The organism is Methyloversatilis discipulorum, from assembly GCF_000527135.1.
Taxonomy (GTDB): Bacteria; Pseudomonadota; Gammaproteobacteria; order Burkholderiales; family Rhodocyclaceae; genus Methyloversatilis; species Methyloversatilis discipulorum.
Window position 1 is genome coordinate 3,512,895 of the sequence record NZ_AZUP01000001.1, and the last position, 19,406, is coordinate 3,532,300.

Consider the following 19,406-nt stretch of genomic DNA (forward strand, 5'->3'; position numbering starts at 1 on the left):
CGAAGGTCGTCTGCCGCCGGCGCCACGCGTTACGCGGCATTGACGGGCGCGCGCCTGTCCGGGTTCCCGCCGCCGGGGCGACCGCTGCGCCGCACACCGGCGCGCGGATCGGGCACCATCGCGGCTTCGCTTCCGCTTCGCATGCCATGACCGCTGCCGCTGACCGCTACCAGTCCAATCTGCGCGACGAACTCGACGGCGCGGCGCTGTACGCCGCGCTGGCCGAGGCCGAGCAAGACCCCGTGCGGCGCGACCTGTTCCGCCAGCTGGCGGAAGCCGAGGCGGCGCACGCGCAGCTGTGGCGCAGCAAGCTGGAGGCCGCCGGTGTCAGGCCCGAAGCCTTCCGGCCCAGCTTCCGCACGCGCGTGCTGGCGGCGCTGGCGAAGCGCTTCGGGCCGTCCTTCGTGCTGCCTTCGGTGGCGACCGCGGAATTCGCTGACCGCGACAAGTACGCCGGTCAGGCCGACGCCGCGTCGCTGTCGGCGGAAGAGCGTTCGCACGCGGCGGTACTGGAGGCGGCTGCAGGCAAGTCGCGCGGCATGAGCGGCGCGGCCATCGCCAAGGGCGAGCGCTGGCACCGAGGCGGCTCGGGCAACGAACTGCGCGCGTCGGTGCTGGGCGCCAACGACGGTCTGGTGTCCAACCTCTGCCTGGTGATGGGCGTGGCCGGCGCCGGTGCGCCGGCGCAGACCATACTGCTGACCGGGCTGGCCGGGCTGATCGCCGGTGCGGTGTCGATGGCGCTGGGCGAGTGGCTGTCGGTCACCAATTCGCGCGAGTTCGCGCAGACGCAGATGGCAGCCGAGGCGGCCGAACTGGAAGAGACGCCGGAGGCCGAGCGCAAGGAACTGGCGCTCATCTTCCAGGCGAAGGGGCTGGCGCGTGACGACGCGCAACGCGTGGCGACCGAACTGATGCGCGACAAGAAAGCGGCGCTGGATACGCTGATGCGCGAGGAACTGGGCATCGATCCGGCCGAACTGGGTGGTAACCCTTGGAGCGCGGCCGGCTTCTCCTTCATGCTGTTCGCCGCTGGCGCGCTGTTCCCGGTGCTGCCCTTCTTCTTCACCGCCGGCCTGCCCGGCATGCTGTGGAGCGCCGGCCTGTCGGCGGCCGCACTGGCCGCGATCGGGCTGGCGACCTCGCTGTTCAGCGGGCGCGGGCCGCTGTTTTCGGTGCTGCGTCAGGTGCTGATCGGCGCCGCGGCGGCCGGCGTCACCTACGGCACCGGCGCGCTGATCGGGGTGTCGCTGGCCTGAGCGGGCAGGCCGCCCCTCGATTGACGGCCACCCCCGCCGCCCCCGATACTCCGCCCCCGGTGACGCCATATATATATGCGTCGCCCCGCCGCTGCTCCGGCAGCCGGCGATCCGCGCCGGGCCGCCCGCGCATCCGCTCATCCCCACGTCCTGCCGCCGTTTGCCCTGCGGGAGAACCCGCTGGAGTTTCACCCGCATGATCACGCTCAGAAACGTCGTCCTTCGCCGCAGCGCCAAGGTGCTGCTCGATGGCGCCACCGCCACCATCAACCCCGGCGAGAAGGTCGGCCTGGTCGGCCGCAACGGCGCCGGCAAATCCACGCTGTTCGCGCTGCTCAACGGCACGCTGCACGAGGACGGCGGCGAGTTCGTGATGCCGGCGCAGTGGCGCATGGCACAGGTGGCGCAGGACATGCCGGAAACCGACCAGCCGGCCACCGATTTCGTCATCGAGGGCGACACCGCGCTGCTCGCCGCGCAGAAGGAAGTGCACGCTGCCGAAGCGACCGACGACGGCGAGCGCATGGCCTACGCCTACATGGCGCTGCACGACGCCGGCGCGCACGACGCGCAGTCGCGGGCGCAGGCGCTCATCCTCGGCCTGGGCTTTACCGCCGACCAGATGTGCAATCCGGTGAACAGCTTTTCCGGCGGCTGGCGCATGCGCCTGCAACTGGCGCGCGCGCTGATGTGTCCGTCCGACCTGCTGCTGCTCGACGAACCGACCAACCACCTGGATCTGGACGCGCTGGTCTGGCTGGAATCGTGGCTCAAGCGCTACGAGGGCACGCTGGTGGTGATCAGCCACGACCGCGAATTCCTCGACGCCATCACCAACGTGACGCTGCATATCGACGCCGGCAAGCTCACGCGCTACGGCGGCAACTACAGCACCTTCGAGGACATGCGCGCGCAGCAGATGGAGCTGCAGCAGAACGCCTACGCGAAGCAGCAGGACAAGATCGCCCACCTGCAGAAATTCATCGCCCGCTTCAAGGCCAAGGCGAGCAAGGCCAAGCAGGCGCAGAGCCGGGTCAAGGCGCTCGACCGCATGGAAAAGCTGGCGCCGATGCTGGCCACGGCCGACTTCAACTTCGAGTTCAAGGAACCGGCCAATCTGCCCAACCCGATGCTGGTGATGGAAGACGCCAGCTTCGGCTACCCGCCGCCGGCCGACGCGCCCGCCGGCACGCCGCCGACGGTGATCGTGCGCAACGTGAACAAGTCGGTCATGGCCGGCCAGCGCATCGGCATACTCGGTGCCAATGGTCAGGGCAAGTCGACCGCGGTCAAAACCATCGCCCGCGCGCTGGCGCCGATCGCCGGTCGCGTGACCGAAGGCAAGGGTCTGACCATCGGCTATTTCGCGCAGCAGGAACTGGACGTGCTGCGCCCGCAGGACAATCCGCTCGAACACATGACGCGCATGGCGCGCGAAGGCCTGCCGGCCGGGCAGAGCGGCCGCGAGCAGGACCTGCGCAACTTCCTCGGCACCTTCAACTTCAGCGGCGACATGGTGAAGCAGGCGGTCGGCACCATGAGCGGCGGCGAGAAGGCGCGCCTGGTGCTGTGCATGCTGGTGTGGCAGCGCCCCAATCTGCTGCTGATGGACGAGCCGACCAACCACCTCGACCTCGCCACGCGCGAGGCGCTGGCGGTGGCGCTGAACGAGTTCGAGGGCACGGTGATGCTGGTGAGCCACGACCGCTCGCTGCTGCGCTCTGTGTGCGACGAATTCTGGCTGGTTTCGCGCGGCGGCATCGAGCCGTTCGACGGTGACCTCGACGACTACCAGCGCTACCTGCTGGACGAAGCCAAGCGCGCGCGCGAAGTGCTGAAGGATTCGATGAAGGCCGCTCCAGCCGAGGTCGCGCCGGTCGTGCAGGCAGCGCCGATCGCCGCGCCGGTGAAGAAGGCGCCGGTGAACCTCAAGGCGCTGAAGAACGAACTGGGCAAGCTCGAACAGCGCATCCTCGAACTGCAGACGAAGAAGCACGCACTGACCGCCAAGCTCGCCAGCGCGCTGCCGCCGAAGGAAATCGGCGAAGTCGGCGTCGAACTGCAGAAGGTGGACGAAGAACTCGAAGCGCAGGAAATGCGCTGGCTCGAGGTGTCGGAACAGATCGAAGCGGCGGGCTGATCCTGCCGGCTGCGGCGCTGCGCTGAATCGCAGCTGGAGCCAGGGCCAAGGTTCTGTGGGAGGAGTCTTCTGACCCCGACAGCGGCCTGTATCGAAGCCGGCGGATTGCAGCGGCTGCATCGCGAGCAAGCTCGCTCCCACAGGGGTCACGGCCGGTGTCACGGCAAGGGTTCAGTGGGAGGGGTTTTCTGACCCCGACAGCGGCCTGTATCGAAGTCTGTGGACTGCAACGGCCGCATCGCGAGCAAGCTCGCTCCCACGAGAAGCACTCCCGGACCGTCGCCGGAGCAGCGCTTTTGTGGGAGCGAGCTTGCTCGCGAGCGGGCGGTCGATCAGACCTCAGCGGTTCACAGCCGATACGAATCCAGCACTTCCTGCGCCGCGCGGAAGGCTTCGCCGGCGGCGGGGACGCCGGCGTACACCGCGCAGTGCAGCAGCGTTTCGCGGATTTCCTCGACCGTGCAGCCGTTGTTCAGCGCGCCGCGCACATGGCCTTTCAGCTCGTGCGGACTTTTCAGCGCGGTGAGCGCGGCCAGCGTGACCAGGCTGCGGGTGCGGCGATCCAGGCCGTCGCGGTTCCACACCGCACCCCAGGCGTGTTCGTTGATGAAGTCCTGCAGGGGCTGGTTGAATTCAGTTGCATTGCCCAATGCCCGGTCGACGAAATCGTCGCCCATGACTTCACGGCGCACCTGCACGCCCGGTTTCTTCTGTTCGCTCACTGTGTGATGGCTCCGCTCGGACGTCTATCGATGCTCACTGGGCGGCCGGTGCGCCCTGCTTCATGTCTTCTTCGCACTTGCGCATGAAGGAGTTCTTCGCTGCGCCGGCGAGCGGCTTGCCGTCCTTGCTCAGCGCACGCGCTTCGCAGTCGGTCTTGTGCATCGCTTCGCGGTGGCATTTCTGCATGAAGGAGGACTTGGCGGCGCCGACCAGCGGCTTGCCGTTCTTGTCGATGGCGGCCGCTTCGCACTTCGCGTCGGCAGCGGCGTTCGGGCTGGCGTCGGCGGCCAGAGCGCTGCCACAGGCGAGCAGTGCGGTCAGTGCGGCGATGATCATCTTGTTCATGTCGATCTCTCCCGTTGGATAGGTGCGATGGCGTATCGCCCGCACATGATGAACAAAGCGGCGCCGCTCGGCAAAGCCTTGCGCGGACGAAACTAGCCGGCCGGGATGCGTACGCCCGGCGTTTTCAGCCAGTCGAAGGTGCGCGCCATCTCGGCCGGGCTGACGTCGTTCACCTGTGAGTCGGCGAACACGTCGTCGCCGGCCAGCCAGTCGGCTTCCGATTCCGGTGCGGCGAGCGCCAGCATCAGCGCGTGGTTCAGTTCGTACGACGCCCAGCTGCAGCCGGCGTCGCGCAGCGCCGATTGCAGCGCGTTCTGCACCAGACTGCGCACCATGCGGTGGGCGACCGAGTACGGAATGTCGTCGATCTCGCCGCAGGCTGCGCGGTCGCAGGCGGCGCGGTCGTGCGAGGCGTGGCCGCGACAGGCGAGCGGGCGCACCGCGTAGATCGCACAGGCACCGTCGTCGTCGATGAAGGGGCAGGTTGCCCGCAGCGCAACGCGGTCGTCGGCATCGGCATCGCGCGTGTCGTCGTCGGCGGCGGCGAGACGACGTACCAGCCGCGCGCAGACGGCGGGGTCGGCTTCGCGCAGATGGCGTGCGATGTGCAGCACCTCGGGCGCGGTGGCGGTGACACGCACCGTACAGCAGGTCGCGCAGCCGCGGTCGCAGGCCACTGGCGCACCGGCGTCCATTCGCGCCTGCAGCGCGGCTTCGAAATTGTCGAAGGCTTCGCCCAGCAATTGCGCGAGTAGCGCGTCGTCGTCGCGTTGCGACGCCAGGATCTGTGAAAAGGTCGCGTGACGTGCGCGGAAGAATCGCAGGTTGTCGTCGTCGGCGGTCATGGCGTGCGCACTCCGGGCGGATAGGGTCTGCGTGCCACTGTACGAAGGCGGACGGCGCGCCGGTTTGATGCAGCGCAAACGGGATGCGCGTGCAGCGGGACGTTCACATTGGCTGAGCAAGCAGGGCGTGTTCGCGACGGCGGCAGGACTTGAAGTCCGCGGCGCGCCGGGGCCGTGTCGCGGCCAAGGCCGCTCCCACAAGGAGTGCGCTCGATCCGCCGCCGAAGCTCGAGCCAGGGTTTTGTGGGAGGGGTCTTCTGGCCCCGACAGCAGTCGGTATCGAAGCCGGCGGACTACAGAGGCCGTGTCGCGGCCAAGGCCGCTCCCATAGGGAGTGCGTCTGATCCGTCGCCGAAGCGAGAGCCAGGGTTTTGTGGGAGGGGTCTTCTGACCCCGACGGCGGCCTGTATCGAAGCCAGTGGACCGCAGTGGCCGTGTCGCGGCCAGGGCCGCTCCCACAAGGCGTGCGCTCGATCCGCCCGCCGAAGCTATAGGCAGGGGTTTGTGGGAGGGGTCTTCTGACCCCGACAGTGGCCTGTATCGAAGCCGGCAGACCGCAGCAGCCCTGTTGCGGCCAGGGCTGCTTTCCACAAAGGGCTCGTCAGCCGCCGACGGTGAGCCTCAGCAGCAGACCGATCACCGCGCAGGCGCCGATCACATGGATCACGTTCGCCTTGAAGCGGAACAGCGCGACGGCAGCGCCGACGGCGATCAGCGCCGACATCCACTCGAAGCCGCTGCCGAAGCCCTGCGGCCACAGCACGTGGTAGCCGAAGAACAGCGCGAGATTGAGCACGACGCCGACCACGGCGGCGGTGATGGCGGTGAGCGGCGCGGTGAACTTGAGGTCATCGTGCGTCGATTCGACCAGCGGCCCTCCGGCGAGGATGAACAGGAAGGAGGGCAGGAAGGTGAACCAGGTCACCAGCGTGGCCGCGACGGCGCCGGCGAGGAAGAGGCTGTCTGGTCCGAACACCGCTTTCACATAGCCGCCGACGAAACCCACGAAGGCCACCACCATGATCAACGGACCGGGCGTGGTTTCGCCGAGCGCGAGGCCGTCGATCATCTGCGTCGGCGTCAGCCAGCCGTAGTGGCCGACCGCGCCCTGATACACATAGGGCAGCACCGCGTAGGCGCCGCCGAAGGTGAGCAGCGCGGCCTTGGTGAAGAACCAGCCCATCTGCGTCAGCGTGTGCGACCAGCCGAGCAGGCCCGCCAGCAGGCTCATCGGCACCGCCCACAGCAGCGCGCCGACGATGGCGACGCGCGCCAGTTGCGTCCAGCGGAAGCGCGCGTGTTCCGGCGTCGGTGTGTCGTCGTCGATCAGTGCCGGGCCGTAGGAGGCGTGCGCCGCGCCGTGTCCGCCGCCGGTGCGGAAAGTCGTCGGCGAGACGCGGCCGCCGATGTAGCCGATCAATGCGGCGCCGGCGACGATGGCCGGGAAGGGAATGTTCAGCGCGAAGATGGCGAGGAAGGACGCGGCGGCGATCGCCCACAGCGTGCGGTTCTTCAGCGCCCGCCCGCCGATGCGCCAGGCCGCCTGCACGACGATGGCGGTGACCGCCGGCTTGATGCCGTAGAACAGTCCGGCCACCAGCGGCACGTCGCCGAAGGCGATGTACACCCAGGACAGTGCGATCAGGATGAACAGCGAAGGCAGCACGAACAGCGCGCCGGCAACGATGCCGCCCCAGCTTCGATGCATCAGCCAGCCGATATAGGTCGCGAGCTGCTGCGCCTCCGGGCCCGGCAGCACCATGCAGTAGTTCAGCGCGTGCAGGAAGCGGCGCTCGGAAATCCAGCGCCGGTTCTCGACCAGTTCCTGATGCATGATCGAAATCTGGCCGGCCGGTCCGCCAAAACTGATGAAACCCAGCTTGAGCCAGAACATGAAGGCTTCGCGGAATGGAATGCTGGCGGGGCGGGACGGGGTCATCGGCAGCAGGAGGACGGGCGCGGAATGTCGATCAGGTGCGCATTCTGCACTGCCAACGCTGCCCTGCGATGACCGGGTTGCTGGCCCGCATCTTGCAGGTAGTGATCGACGCGTTGCCTGCCGTGACGTAGAGGAGCGTTCCGGCAAGCGGCCTGAGGCCGGCGACGGGTCACATTACCTATTACTCGAAAACAAAGGAGTCACCATGAAATCTTCGCTGATGACCGCGAGCTGTGTCGCCGTGCTGCTGGCAGGCTGTTCCGGCCTGGCGTCGACGCAGGCTCGCGACAACTCGACGGAGACCCACAAGAATTACTGGGCCAAGTACGAACACTCCCGCAGCTCGATGCCCGCCTCGTCCGAATCCAAGCCTCTCTTTGGCGGCGGCGGTACGTCCGACGAAAAGACGGTCGCCGCTTCGCGTGCCGCACGCATGGGGCCTGGCTGCACGGAACCCGGCACCGACAGCACGCTCAAGCTGATCGCGCAGCTGGAAGCCTCCGGCAAGGCCGCGGGCAACGGGCAGGTCGATGCCAATGTCGTCCGCCTGGCCGAGCGTGCGCAGATGCTGTCCTTCCTGCGCGAATCGCTGTACCGCACCTGCGAGCGCCTGGCCGCAGGCCAGATCACCAAGGAAGAGGCCGCAGCGGCCAATGACAAGGTGATGAATTCCGTGCACGCCATCATCGAAACCGACCGCGACCTCGCCCGCAAGTCGGCCGCGGACGCATTGAAAGGACTGACGCCGGAGCAGATCAAGGCGCTGCAGTAAGCGATCGCACACCTCGCCGGGCCTGTGCGCCCGGTTGAGACAGAGACGCCGGTGAGACAGTTGACCGGTCGACCTGTCTCGTCTGTATCAGGCCGCCTCGCCATCGCTGCTGGTTCGCAGGTGCGAGCGCTCCCGATCCTTGGCCGGATCCGGGATTTTGTGGGAGGGGTCTTCTGACCCCGACAGCAGCCTGTACCGAAGCCCGCGGACCGCAGTGGCCGCATCGCGGCCAAGGCCGCTCCCACGAGGATCGCTCGAGACCCGTCACCGGAGCCCGTTTTTGTGGGAGCGAGCTTGCTCGCGATAGCGGCCTGAAGCGGAGTGGGCGCCTGCGATCACCGCTGCATCGCGAGCAAGCTCGCTCTCGCAGCGGTGGCCCTCCGCCTCACACCTTCTGGTAGATCTCCGCGCCCGACTTCACGAACTCGACCGCCTTCACTTCCATCCCCTTGGCCAGCGCGTCCTCCTCGTTGAGGCCCTGCTTGGCGGCGAAGTCGCGCACGTCCTGGGTGATCTTCATCGAACAGAAGTGCGGGCCGCACATCGAGCAGAAGTGCGCCACCTTGGCTGACTCCTTCGGCAACGTCTCGTCGTGGAAGCTCTTGGCCTTGTCCGGATCGAGGCCGAGGTTGAACTGGTCGTCCCAGCGGAACTCGTAGCGCGCTTTGCTCAATGCGTTGTCGCGGATCTGCGCGCCCGGGTGACCCTTGGCGAGGTCAGCGGCGTGGGCAGCCAGCTTGTAGGTGATGATGCCTTCCTTCACATCGTCCTTGTCCGGCAGCCCCAGATGCTCCTTCGGCGTCACGTAGCAGAGCATGGCCGTGCCGTACCAGCCGATCTGCGCCGCACCGATGCCGCTGGTGATGTGGTCGTAGCCCGGGGCGATGTCGGTGGTCAGCGGGCCCAACGTGTAGAAGGGCGCTTCCTTGCAGTACTCGAGCTGCAGGTCCATGTTCTCCTTGATCAGGTGCATCGGCACGTGACCCGGCCCTTCGATCATCACCTGCACGTCGTGCTTCCAGGCGATGTCGGTGAGCTCGCCCAGCGTCTTCAGCTCACCCAGCTGCGCGTCGTCGTTCGCGTCGTAGATCGAGCCCGGGCGCAGACCGTCGCCCAGCGAGAAGGCCACGTCGTAGGCCTTCATGATTTCGCAGATCTCTTCGAAGTGGGTGTAGAGGAAGCTTTCCTTGTGGTGAGCCAGACACCACTTGGCCATGATCGAACCACCACGGCTGACGATGCCGGTCATGCGGTTGGCGGTCATCGGCACGTAGCGCAGCAGCACCCCTGCGTGGATGGTGAAGTAATCCACCCCCTGTTCGGCCTGCTCGATCAGCGTGTCCTTGAAGATGTCCCAGGTGAGCTCTTCCGCCTTGCCGTCGACCTTTTCCAGCGCCTGGTAGATGGGCACGGTGCCGATCGGCACCGGCGAGTTGCGGATGATCCACTCACGCGTCTCGTGAATGTTCTTGCCGGTGGACAGATCCATCACCGTGTCACCACCCCAGCGGATGGCCCAGGTCATCTTGTCGACCTCCTCGTTGATCGAGGAGCCGAGGGCCGAGTTACCGATGTTGGCGTTGATCTTCACCAGGAAGTTGCGGCCGATGATCATCGGCTCGCTTTCCGGGTGATTGATGTTGTTCGGGATGATGGCGCGGCCGCGGGCGACTTCGGAGCGCACGAACTCGGGCGTGATTTCGGCGGGGATCGACGCGCCGAAGCTCTGGCCCGGGTGCTGGCGGGTGAGCAGCTTGGCCATCTTCTCGCCGGTCGGGCCGGTCGCGCGCAGGCTCTCGACGTAGGCGGCGCGGTTCATGTTTTCGCGGATGGCGATGAACTCCATCTCCGGCGTGATGATGCCCTGGCGGGCGTAGTGCATCTGGGTCACGTTGCGGCCGGCCTTGGCACGGCGCGGGTGGCGGTGCAGGTCGGGGAAGCGAAGGTCGTCGAGCGTGCTGTCGGCTGCGCGGATGCGGCCGAATTCGGACGAGAGGTCGGTGAGCTGTTCGGTGTCGCCGCGTTCCTCGATCCAGCGGGCGCGCAGCGCGGGCAGGCCGCGACGGATGTCGATCGAGGCCTTGGGGTCGGTGTAGGGGCCGGAACAGTCGTAGACGAAGACCGGCGGGTTCTTCTCGCCACCGAAGCCGGTGGGCGTATCGGCCTGGGAGATTTCGCGCATCGGCACGCGGATGTCCGGGCGCGAGCCTTCGATGTGGATCTTGCGCGAGTTGGGCAGCGGCGCGATCGCCGCTTCGTCCACGTGTGCCTGGTCGGCGAGGAAGGTGTCTTTGGCGTTCATTGAAACTCCTGTTCTTGCTGCAGTCCGGTTTTCTTCGTCTGGGTATGCGAGGGGTGCGTGGATCGCACTTCGTCGGAACGACAACGCAAGTTCCAGGCCACGCAACGTGACCGGGCGGTCGTGCCCGTAAGCCCCAGCCTGCGGCGCGTGCGCCGGCTGTCTCAACTATCTCACCGCCACCCCTCCCGATGTCGAGACAGCTGTCGCAGCTTTCCGGCGTCTCACCCGTACATCTGTCGCAGCCCTCCGCGATCTCCAGGGCATAACCCCAGTATCCATGCGGGTTTGCGGGCAATTGCTTCAGTGGCATGAATGCTGCCTTAAGCCCTCCGACGGTGACCCGAACATGCAGGCGCCGCATTCAACCAGGACCAATCAACAGCATCACCTAGGAGGGGAACATGACAAGAACTGGACGCAAGTCGCTGAACAGCACCTTTACCCAAACCCGTAAGCTCACGGCCGGCGCTGCCGCCGTGGCCGCACTCTGTGTGATGTCGACGCCGGCGATGGCCGACATCGTCATCGGCGAATTTGGCGGTACCAAACTGTCGATGTTCGGCATCATCGACGTCGGCATGCTCTACAACAGCGATGCGAACGCGACCGGCGACAGCAAGACGTCGATGGAAACCAGCGGCCTGCGTCAGACGGTCATCGGCTTCAAGGGCGAGCGCGAGCTCGACGTGAACCTGACTGCCTTCTTCAACCTCGAATCGCACTTCGACACCAACAACGGTTTCCTGCACGGCACCGGCGACGCGAACGGCACCGGCCCCGGCGGCGTCAATACCCCGCTGTTCCGTCGTCAGGCCAACCTGGGTGTGCGCGGCGACTGGGGTAGCCTGACCCTCGGCCGCCAATACGGCCCGGCGCTGCTGGCCCACATCGGCACCGAACCGCGCGCGTTCAAGGAACAGTTCTCCAACCTGTACGCCTGGGCCTACGGTCAGCTGTTCACGACCTTCAACCCGAACAACGGCAGCGGTCGCAACACGAACAACGACGTTGGCATCTTCATGAACAACGCCGTGCAGTACCGCAACACCTGGGGTCCGGTCACCATGGGTGTGCTGTATTCCTTCGGCGGCCAGGCTGGCGACTTCAAGGACAACAGCGCCTACGCGCTGGGCCTGACCTACAACGGTCCGATCACGCTGTCCGGCTCCTACCAGGCCTTCCACGACGAGCAGTCGGGCAAGAAGGTGGTCGATCACACCTCGCTCGGCTTCGCCATTCCGTTCGGCGACTTCACCTGGAAGAACAACTGGATGAACGCCAAGAACGACAACACGGCGGGCAACCAGCTGTTCGACGTGAATGGCTTCGGTACCGGTCTGGACTGGAAGTGGAGCGCCAAGAACTCGGCTACGCTCGCCTTCTATCTCAACAAGGACGACGCCAACAAGAGCGATGAAACCAAGTTCATCGTGATCAGCAACGACTACCAGTGGCGCCCCGACACCACGCTGTACATTCAGGCCGCCTTCGCCGATGCCGACCCGGGCGCAACCCTGCGCACCAGCATCGTCGCAGCGGGCGTGACGGCGGGTGAGAAGAGCACGCTGCTCAACGTCGGTCTGAACTTCATGTTCTAAGACGCTCGCGTCTGCAGTAAACGGCGGCAGGGTGTGGAAGCCCGCCGCCGCATTCTAAAAACCAAGGAGACCTGATCGATGAATTCGATTCGCAAGCAGTTCCGCCTGACCGCATCCGCCGCCGCCGTAGCCGCTGCGTCGATGCTGTCGGTGTTTGCAGTGAGCCCGGCCGTTGCGCAGAGCGGCCCCGGCTTCGAAGACCCGAACAACTGGCCGCAGTACCACCGCACCAGCAACGCCTGGCGTTTCAGCCCGCTGAACCAGATCAACCGTGACAACGTGAAGAAGCTCAAGGTGGCGTGGATCCACCAGCCGGGCACCATCACGCACGGTCTGCAGGCCACGCCTATCGTGATCGACGGCGTGATGTACTCGATCTCGGCCAACAACAATGTGTGGGCCATCGACGCCGCCACTGGCAAGACCATCTGGCAATACGCGCCCAAGCTCGACAAGATCGTCGACCAGGTGTTCTACGGCGCCGCCAGCCGCGGCGTGACCGTGGGTCGCGGCAAGGTGTACGTCGGCACGCTGGACGGCCGCTTCATCGCGCTCGACCAGAAGACGGGCAAGGAAGTGTGGTCGACCCAGCTGACCGATCCGAAGAACCAGTACGGCGCGCTGTTCTCGGCGCCGCCGCAGCTGGCCGGCAACGTGCTGTTCGGCGGCACCACCGGCGGCGACCAGCCGATCTCGGGCAAGATCTACGCGGTCAATGCCGACACCGGCAAGCCGGTGTGGACCTTCGACGTGATCAAGAACGATCCGAAGAGCTGGCCGGGCGACAGCGGCAAGGTCGGCGGCGGCAGCGCCTGGATGCCGGGCACCTACGACGCCAAGACCGACACCATCTACATCGGTACGTCGAACGCCGCACCCGACTACTACAACTACGACCGCAAGGGCGACAACCTCTATACCGCGACGCTGCTGGCACTCGATCCGAAGTCCGGCAAGGTGAAGTGGCATCGCCAGGAAGTGCCGAACGATTCGTGGGACTACGACTCGGCGTACGAAGCGCTGGTGGTGCAGAAGGACGGCAAGGACGTCATCGTGCACCTGAACAAGGGCGGCTTCGTGTTCGTGATGGACAAGAAGGACGGCAAGCTCGAAAACGTGTGGCAGTTCGCCGAGAACGTGAACTGGGTCAAGGGCATCGACCCGAAGACCGGTGCGCTGATCGATCCGATCTACCCGGAAATCGACAAGACCAAGACCTTCTGCCCGAACCTGCTCGGGGCGCGCAGCTGGAACCACGGCGCCTACAACCCGGGCACCGGCCTGTGGTACTCGCACGCGATGGAAGTGTGCAACGAAGTGGTCGCGGGCAAGGACGACCCGGACAACCTGAAGGCCGTGTCCTCGCTGTCGCTCGGTATCGAGTCGATCAAGCTGGTGTCGCCTCCGGGCAGCAAGCCGCACGGTCGTCTGGACGCGCGTGATCCGATCACCGGCAAGCGCAAGTGGTCGATCAAGTACGACCTGCCGCCGCTGTCGTCGGTGCTGACCACCGCCGGTGGCCTGGTATTCACCGGCGACATGGAAGGCAAGATCTACGGCTACGACGCCGACACCGGCAAGGAGCTCTGGACCTTCAACGCCGGCTCCGGCCTGCGTGGCGGCCCGGTCAGCTACTCGGTCAAGGGCAAGCAGTACATCGTCTTCCCGACCGGTCTTGGTTCGCATGCCCCGGGCTTCCTGGCCGGCGCCTTCCCGCAGATCAAGGATCTGCCGGGCGGTGCGGCGATGGTGGCCTTCACGCTGGAGTAAGGAAGTAAGTGCGTCACCCACCCCGTCGTGCGGACACACGGCGGGGTGTTGTAAGTCTCCTCATTTACGGGCGGTAACGGGAGTGACCGCCTGTCTTTTTTTGTGCAGACTCCCTCGTCGCATGCCCAGATTCAACCCTCCCGCCGTTCCGCGCGTTGAGCCTGCAGACAGGTTCGAGCGGATGGCGCATCCCGGCTTCGGGACGGGTGGGTTCAATGTGCGCATGAAAATCAGAACCATTGTTTCAACCGGGCAGGAAAGCAGAACCATGACTACACGCAAGCTCAGCGGCACGACCCGTGCCTTCTCCATCTCCGCCGGTGTGCGGGCGCTCGTCTTCGTCGGTAGCGCCCTCGTGCTGCAGGTCAGCAGTGCACCGGTGCTCGCCAATGCCGAAGGTGCCGCCGAGGCGCTGCCGCAGCCGTCGTTCGAACTGACCGATCCCGAGCGCATTGCCGCCGGCAAGAAGCGTTTCAACAAGACCTGTGCCGGCTACTGTCACGGCGCCGAAGGCGTCGGCGGGCGGGCGCCCGACTTCAAGGGCCGCAAGGACCTGCCGGACGCAGAGGCATTCAAGACCATCTTCCACGGTCGTCGCGGCTCCGACATCATGCCGCCCTGGGGTCAGGCCTTCTCGACGGACCAGATCTGGGAACTGGTCGCCTACATCAAATTCCTCGGCACGCAGTAATCGCCGGCGTTCACGGAACGCGAGAACCTGTGGAAGCGGTCGCCGAATCTGCGGACGGTTTTCCGACAGCGCGCGGCATCCAGGACTGCGGCCCGCAAGCGCCGCATCGCGGCCAAGGCCGCTCCCACAGGGGTCGCCGCTGATCCGCGACCGGAGCCCTGGTCAGGATTCTGTAGGAGGGGTCTTCTGACCCCGAATGCGGCCAATACCGAAGCCGGCGGCTCGCAATCGCCGCATCGCGGCCACGGCCGCTCCCACAGGAGCACGTCCGCCAACTCGGATGTCATGCTGGAGCGGTCCTCTGACGCATGAAGCAGTGAGGCGCTACTCACCCAGATGCAAAAGAAAAGGGGCGCCTGATGCGCCCCTTTTCTTGTCCATGCCGCGGACTCAGCCGTTCTCGACCATCCGCTCCTCACCGTCCAGATAGTTCGGCGCGACGATGCGCAGCCGGGCCATCTTGCGGTAGAAGGTGGCGCGCGACATGCCGAGCTGGCGCGCCGTTTCGGTCACGCGCCAGTGATTGCGGCGCAGCGCATCGAGCATCTTCTGACGCAGCTGCAGGCAGGCCTCGTTGAGCGGCTCGCCGTCGCGCAGTTCGCACGGATCGGGCACTGCACTGCCGACGCTGCGCGGCGCGGCAGGATGCGGTGACGCTATCGCGGGCGTCTGCTGCTGTGCCGGTTGCGGAATCTGCTGCTGCGGTGGCGGCTGCAGGGCGACGCGCGGACTGTGGTTGTTGGTGCGCAGTTCCTGCGGGAAGTGCTCGATGGTGACCTGCGTGCCGTCGGCGATCGCGCAGGCGTAGCGTATGGCGTGGCGCAGCTGGCGGATGTTGCCCGGCCAGTCGTAGCTCAGCAGCCGCGACATCGTCTCTTCCGGTATGCGCAGTTCTTCGCGGCCCATCGCGGCGCACTCTTCGCGCAGCACCAGCTGTATCAGCTCGCGCTTGTCCTCGCGGTTGCGCAGCGGCGGCAGCATGAAGCTGGCGCCGTTGAGACGATAGAAAAGATCTTCGCGGAAGCGGCCCTGTCGCACCAGTTCCGGCAGATCCTGGTGGGTGGCGCAGACCACGTGCAGGTTCACCGGCGTCGGCTGTTCGGCGCCCAGCGGCACCACTTCGCCTTCGGCCAGCACGCGCAGCAGGCGGCTCTGCAGAGACAGCGGCATGTCGCCGATTTCGTCGAGGAAGAGGGTGCCGCCGTCCGACTGCAGGATCTTGCCCTTGGCGCCCTTGCTGCGGGCACCGGTGAAGGCGCCGTCGCGGTAGCCGAACAGTTCGCTCTCGATCAGGCTTTCCGGAATCGCTGCGCAGTTCAGCGCGACGAAGGGTTGCTTGGCGCGGTCGCTGAAGTCGTGGATGGCGCGCGCGAACGCTTCCTTGCCGGTGCCGGTCTCGCCCAGCAGCATGACCGGGATGTCGCGGTTGGCCACCTTCACTGCACAGGCCACGTTGGCCTTGACCCGCGGATCGCCCAGCGCCAGGTGACGGAAGCCGCGCGGTGCGGTCACGTCGTCGGCGGTGATGACCGGTTTGGCCTGCGTGACCTGGGCGAGCGAGCGAGCGTTCGGCGCGCGCAGCACGGCGAACAGGCGGCGCCCGGTGGCCATCATGCGCAGCGGGAAGGGCGTGCCCGGGCTGGCGTGCGCCGACACCATGATGTCGCTGGCGGTGCACTCGAACAGGTCGTGCAGGAACTCGGCGTGGCGACCGTTGTGATTGATCAGTTCCTGGCGCGCGCGACGGTTGCCGCCGACGATGCGGCCGTCGTCGTCGAAGGCGATCAGGTAGTCGGTTTCGACCGGCATGAATTCGGCGACCTGGCCGAGCTGCAGCGTCCAGTAGGTGCGCAGGCTGTAATGCGCGTAGGCGTCCTCGATCAGGCGCGCCTTGTCGCACACCATGCGGAACACCAGCAGCTGGCTTTCGCGCGCGTCCGGCGAATACAGCGCCGAGGCGTCGAGCACGGCGATCGGCTCGTCCTGCAGGCCGAGGATGGGCGCCGAGCTGCAGGTGAATTGCGTGTTGTGCGAACGGAAGTGCTCACCACGGTGGACCAGGGTGGGCTGACGGTCGGCCAGCGTGGTGCCGACGCCGCAGGTGCCCTCGTGCTCTTCCGCCCAGCAGGTGCCGTTGCGGAAGCCTTCGTCCTTGAACTCCTTCTCCAGCGCCGGCACCGTGCGGTAGTCGACGGTGACGCCGGTGGCGTCGGTCAGCAGCACGCAGTAGTTGGCCGGCAGCAGTTCGTGGTGCAGCCGCTCCACGCCCTCGCGGGCGATGCGCATGAAGGTTTCGATGCGCTCGCGGTGCTCGCGCAGTTCGTAGGCGGTGACGACCTTGGGGACCGATGACAGGCCCGGGTCGATGGAGTGCTTGTTGAGGGACCTGCGCCAGGAGCGCGCGAGGCGCTCGTAAGCCGGGTCAGTCTGTGCCGGGCGCGATCGTCCTTCGACGATGTTCATCACGCGTCCGACATGGTCGGCGATTTCTCGACCGTGTCTCATGTCCGTCTCCTCCGTGGTGGACTTTCGAACCCCCCGTCGCCAGCTGTTGCCGTACGCGGGAAGGTTTCCTTTTTGTTGCGTGAGGTTAGGCCCTGCGGCGTCCGAAAGCAACGCGACGAATGTCTCCGAAAACTGAGACAGCTGTCTCAGTGCGCCGGGTGTCCGGCGTCTCATCGGCCGGCGCGTGCCGGTCGTTCAACGACGGCCTATGACGATGGGCGTGACAGACCTCTTACGAATCATCGGCTTGTCGCCGAAACACCGATTGGCGACGAGGCGCTGGCACGACAGATGCAATGAGGGCTCAAACCTCGTTCAGGAGTCGCATCGTCGTGTCGCCCAGTTCTTCCCCCCCGGTCAGCGTCGGCATCATTGCCAACCCGGCATCGGGCAGGGACATCCGTCGTCTGACCTCACGCGCTTCGGTGTTCCCGAACGCGGAGAAGGCCAGCATGATCGTGCGCGCCATCGCCGGCCTCGAAGCGGCCGGCGTCGAGCACGTGCTGCTCATGCCGGACAAGGGCTCGATCTCCGGCCTGGTGTATCGCGCGCTCGGCCTCGACGGCCGGTCGACCGAAGGGCGTCGCGTGCGCTTCATCGACATGACCGTGTCCGAGTCGATCGACGACACGCTGCATGCCACCGAGGCGATGTGCGCGGCGGGTGTGTCCGCCATCATCGTGCTCGGCGGCGACGGGACCCATCGCGCGGTGGCCAAGCGTTGCGGCCAGGTGCCGCTGCTGGCGCTGTCGACCGGCACCAACAACGCCTTTCCGGAGATGCGTGAGGCCACGGTGGCCGGGCTGGCCGCCGGCCTGATCGCCACCGGCGCGGTGCCGGCCGCGGCCGGCCTGCGCCGCAACAAGCTGCTGCGCGTGCGCTGCGACGAGCGCGACGACATCGCGCTGGTCGATGCCTGTTTCACCGGCCATGAGTACGTGGGCTCGCGCGCCGTCTGGGACAGCGCGCTGGTCGAGGAACTGTTCGTCACCTTCGCCGCCGCCGACGGCATCGGCCTGTCGGCCATCGCCGGCCAGCTCGAACCGGTCACGCGCACTGCGCCGCACGGCCTGCACGTGCGCTGCGCGCCGACCGACGACACGCCGCGCCGCGTGCATGCGGCGATCGCACCCGGCCTGGTGGCCGAAGTCGGCGTGCGCGACTACGCGCATCTGTCGCCACACGAGCCGGTGGTGCTGACCGGTCGCAGCGGAACCATCGCGCTCGATGGTGAGCGCGAGATCGAGTTCCACACCGGCAGCCGCATCGAAATCAGCCTCGACCCGAACGGCCCGCAGACCATCGACGTCGCCGCCACGCTCACCCATGCGGCGCAGCACCGGTTGCTGCGCCACTACGCGGGAGGTGCCGCATGACGCGCGCGCTCCCGCTCATCGCTCTCCACGGAGCCGGCGCCAACGGCGGCGCCGCGCTCCGCCCCAGGCTCGATCAGCCATCCGCCCGCAGCTGCCGGAGAACCGCGGGCATTTCTGTCCACAACAAAGAGGAGCACTCATGACCAGTCCTTTGAACAGGGAAGCCCTTCTGCAGGCTTACCGGACCATGCGCGTCATTCGCGATTTCGAAGAGCGCGTGCACGTTGATTTCGCCACCGGCGAAATCCCCGGTTTCGTCCATCTGTATGCAGGCGAGGAAGCTTCGGCGACCGGCATCTGCATGCACCTCAACCGCAAGGACTACATCGCCTCGACCCACCGCGGTCACGGCCACTGCATCGCCAAGGGTGTTGATCCCGTCGGCATGATGGCCGAGATCTGGGGCAAGGCCACCGGCACCTGCAAGGGCAAGGGCGGCTCGATGCACATCGCCGACCTCGAGGTGGGCATGCTCGGCGCCAACGGCATCGTCGGTGGCGGTGGCCCGCTGATCTGCGGTACCGCGCTGGCGTCCAAGATTCGCGGCGAGAACAACGTCGGCGTGTGCTTCTTCGGTGACGGCGCGTCCAACCAGGGCACCATTTTCGAAGCGATGAACCTCGCTTCCGTGTGGAAGCTGCCGGTCATCTTCGTGGCGGAGAACAACGGCTACGCCGAAGCGACCTCCAGCAACTTCTCGGTGGCTGTCGAGAACATCGCTGACCGCGCGAGCGCCTTCGGCATGCCGGGCGTCATCGTCGATGGTTTCGATTTCTTCGCGGTTTACGAAGCGGCCGGCGAGGCGATCAAGCGCGCCCGCGAAGGCGGCGGTCCGACCCTGCTCGAAGTGAAGCTGTCGCGCTACTACGGCCACTTCGAAGGCGACCAGCAGACCTACCGCGCGCCGGGCGAAGTGCAGAAGCTGCGCGAAACCAAGGACTGCCTGATGCAGTTCGCCAAGCGCGTCACTTCGCGCGGCGAACTGACCATGGCTGACATCGAAGCCATCGACCGCGAAGTGAAGACGATGATCGACGACTCGGTGGTGAAGGCGAAGGCTGACCCGCTGCCGCCGCCCGAGGCCCTGATGGCCGACGTCTACATCTCGTACTGAACCCGCGCCATACGCCGACAGGAGAAA

Annotated in this window: 14 protein-coding genes; 8 read left to right on the plus strand and 6 right to left on the minus strand. The window is 66.4% G+C overall.

All coding sequences use genetic code 11. From position 1 onward, the window contains the following. The first annotated feature begins 146 nt into the window (after window positions 1-146). Together METFAM1_RS0116475 and METFAM1_RS0116480 are read left to right on the plus strand one after the other, a co-directional pair. Window positions 147-1,259 carry a VIT1/CCC1 transporter family protein gene (locus tag METFAM1_RS0116475; RefSeq protein WP_019916534.1) on the plus strand — a complete coding sequence of 371 codons (1,113 nt, stop codon included), beginning with the start codon at window positions 147-149 and terminating at the stop codon, window positions 1,257-1,259. A gap of 196 nt (window positions 1,260-1,455) precedes the next feature. Further along, the gene (locus METFAM1_RS0116480) at window positions 1,456-3,399 is read left to right on the plus strand and encodes an ABC-F family ATP-binding cassette domain-containing protein (protein ID WP_019916535.1); all 1,944 of its coding nucleotides are present in this window, start codon (window positions 1,456-1,458) and stop codon (window positions 3,397-3,399) included. Between the two features lie 347 nt (window positions 3,400-3,746). Here the strand turns inward: METFAM1_RS0116480 and METFAM1_RS0116485 are convergent, their stop codons facing one another. From METFAM1_RS0116485 to chrA, 4 genes are all read right to left on the minus strand, one after another. Next, window positions 3,747-4,121 carry a carboxymuconolactone decarboxylase family protein gene (locus METFAM1_RS0116485; RefSeq protein WP_019916536.1) on the minus strand — a complete coding sequence of 125 codons (375 nt, stop codon included), beginning with the start codon at window positions 4,119-4,121 and terminating at the stop codon, window positions 3,747-3,749. 34 nt (window positions 4,122-4,155) lie between these two features. After that, the gene (locus METFAM1_RS0116490; protein ID WP_019916537.1) at window positions 4,156-4,467 is read right to left on the minus strand and encodes a hypothetical protein; all 312 of its coding nucleotides are present in this window, start codon (window positions 4,465-4,467) and stop codon (window positions 4,156-4,158) included. A 92-nt stretch (window positions 4,468-4,559) separates the two neighbouring features. Continuing rightward, entirely contained in the window at window positions 4,560-5,312 is a 753-nt protein-coding gene (locus METFAM1_RS0116495) for a YkgJ family cysteine cluster protein (protein ID WP_019916539.1), read from the minus strand. A 601-nt stretch (window positions 5,313-5,913) separates the two neighbouring features. Continuing rightward, window positions 5,914-7,251 (minus strand): chromate efflux transporter, encoded by a 1,338-nt coding sequence (gene chrA, locus METFAM1_RS0116500; RefSeq protein ID WP_024300774.1) that lies wholly within the window; start codon window positions 7,249-7,251, stop codon window positions 5,914-5,916. A gap of 205 nt (window positions 7,252-7,456) precedes the next feature. On the opposite strand from chrA, the gene METFAM1_RS0116505 reads away from it, so the two are divergent. Continuing rightward, window positions 7,457-8,023, plus strand: a complete 567-nt coding sequence (locus METFAM1_RS0116505; protein ID WP_019916542.1) for a hypothetical protein — start codon at window positions 7,457-7,459, stop codon at window positions 8,021-8,023. Between the two features lie 385 nt (window positions 8,024-8,408). On the opposite strand, the gene thiC is transcribed toward METFAM1_RS0116505, so the two are convergent. Continuing rightward, a complete protein-coding gene (thiC, locus tag METFAM1_RS0116510) occupies window positions 8,409-10,325 on the minus strand; it encodes a phosphomethylpyrimidine synthase ThiC (RefSeq protein WP_019916543.1) in 1,917 nt (638 codons plus the stop codon). 401 nt (window positions 10,326-10,726) lie between these two features. On the opposite strand from thiC, the gene METFAM1_RS0116515 reads away from it, so the two are divergent. The 3 genes from METFAM1_RS0116515 (at window position 10,727) to METFAM1_RS0116525 (ending at window position 14,384) form a co-directional block, all read left to right on the plus strand. Further along, window positions 10,727-11,923 (plus strand): porin, encoded by a 1,197-nt coding sequence (locus METFAM1_RS0116515; RefSeq protein WP_081627168.1) that lies wholly within the window; start codon window positions 10,727-10,729, stop codon window positions 11,921-11,923. Between the two features lie 78 nt (window positions 11,924-12,001). Then, window positions 12,002-13,693, plus strand: a complete 1,692-nt coding sequence (locus METFAM1_RS0116520) for a pyrroloquinoline quinone-dependent dehydrogenase (protein WP_019916547.1) — start codon at window positions 12,002-12,004, stop codon at window positions 13,691-13,693. A gap of 268 nt (window positions 13,694-13,961) precedes the next feature. Then, window positions 13,962-14,384: a c-type cytochrome gene (locus METFAM1_RS0116525; RefSeq protein ID WP_019916549.1), complete on the plus strand. Its 423-nt coding sequence runs from the start codon at window positions 13,962-13,964 to the stop codon at window positions 14,382-14,384. Window positions 14,385-14,774: 390 nt separating this feature from the next. Here the strand turns inward: METFAM1_RS0116525 and METFAM1_RS0116530 are convergent, their stop codons facing one another. Continuing rightward, window positions 14,775-16,889 carry a sigma-54-dependent Fis family transcriptional regulator gene (locus METFAM1_RS0116530; RefSeq protein WP_024300775.1) on the minus strand — a complete coding sequence of 705 codons (2,115 nt, stop codon included), beginning with the start codon at window positions 16,887-16,889 and terminating at the stop codon, window positions 14,775-14,777. Between the two features lie 296 nt (window positions 16,890-17,185). On the opposite strand from METFAM1_RS0116530, the gene METFAM1_RS0116535 reads away from it, so the two are divergent. Then, entirely contained in the window at window positions 17,186-18,265 is a 1,080-nt protein-coding gene (locus METFAM1_RS0116535; RefSeq protein ID WP_232419794.1) for an ATP-NAD kinase family protein, read from the plus strand. A gap of 139 nt (window positions 18,266-18,404) precedes the next feature. Beyond that, entirely contained in the window at window positions 18,405-19,379 is a 975-nt protein-coding gene (locus METFAM1_RS0116540; RefSeq protein WP_024300776.1) for a thiamine pyrophosphate-dependent dehydrogenase E1 component subunit alpha, read from the plus strand. Window positions 19,380-19,406 lie beyond the last annotated feature (27 nt).

Coding starts and splice junctions, on each gene's coding strand:
- METFAM1_RS0116475 (WP_019916534.1), top strand. CDS start 147: ATGACCGCTGCCGCTGACCGCTACCAGTCCAATCTGCGCGACGAACTC.
- METFAM1_RS0116480 (WP_019916535.1), top strand. CDS start 1,456: ATGATCACGCTCAGAAACGTCGTCCTTCGCCGCAGCGCCAAGGTGCTG.
- METFAM1_RS0116490 (WP_019916537.1), bottom strand. CDS start 4,467: ATGAACAAGATGATCATCGCCGCACTGACCGCACTGCTCGCCTGTGGC.
- METFAM1_RS0116495 (WP_019916539.1), bottom strand. CDS start 5,312: ATGACCGCCGACGACGACAACCTGCGATTCTTCCGCGCACGTCACGCG.
- chrA (WP_024300774.1), bottom strand. CDS start 7,251: ATGACCCCGTCCCGCCCCGCCAGCATTCCATTCCGCGAAGCCTTCATG.
- METFAM1_RS0116505 (WP_019916542.1), top strand. CDS start 7,457: ATGAAATCTTCGCTGATGACCGCGAGCTGTGTCGCCGTGCTGCTGGCA.
- thiC (WP_019916543.1), bottom strand. CDS start 10,325: ATGAACGCCAAAGACACCTTCCTCGCCGACCAGGCACACGTGGACGAA.
- METFAM1_RS0116515 (WP_081627168.1), top strand. CDS start 10,727: ATGACAAGAACTGGACGCAAGTCGCTGAACAGCACCTTTACCCAAACC.
- METFAM1_RS0116520 (WP_019916547.1), top strand. CDS start 12,002: ATGAATTCGATTCGCAAGCAGTTCCGCCTGACCGCATCCGCCGCCGCC.
- METFAM1_RS0116525 (WP_019916549.1), top strand. CDS start 13,962: ATGACTACACGCAAGCTCAGCGGCACGACCCGTGCCTTCTCCATCTCC.
- METFAM1_RS0116530 (WP_024300775.1), bottom strand. CDS start 16,889: ATGAGACACGGTCGAGAAATCGCCGACCATGTCGGACGCGTGATGAAC.
- METFAM1_RS0116535 (WP_232419794.1), top strand. CDS start 17,186: ATGAGGGCTCAAACCTCGTTCAGGAGTCGCATCGTCGTGTCGCCCAGT.
- METFAM1_RS0116540 (WP_024300776.1), top strand. CDS start 18,405: ATGACCAGTCCTTTGAACAGGGAAGCCCTTCTGCAGGCTTACCGGACC.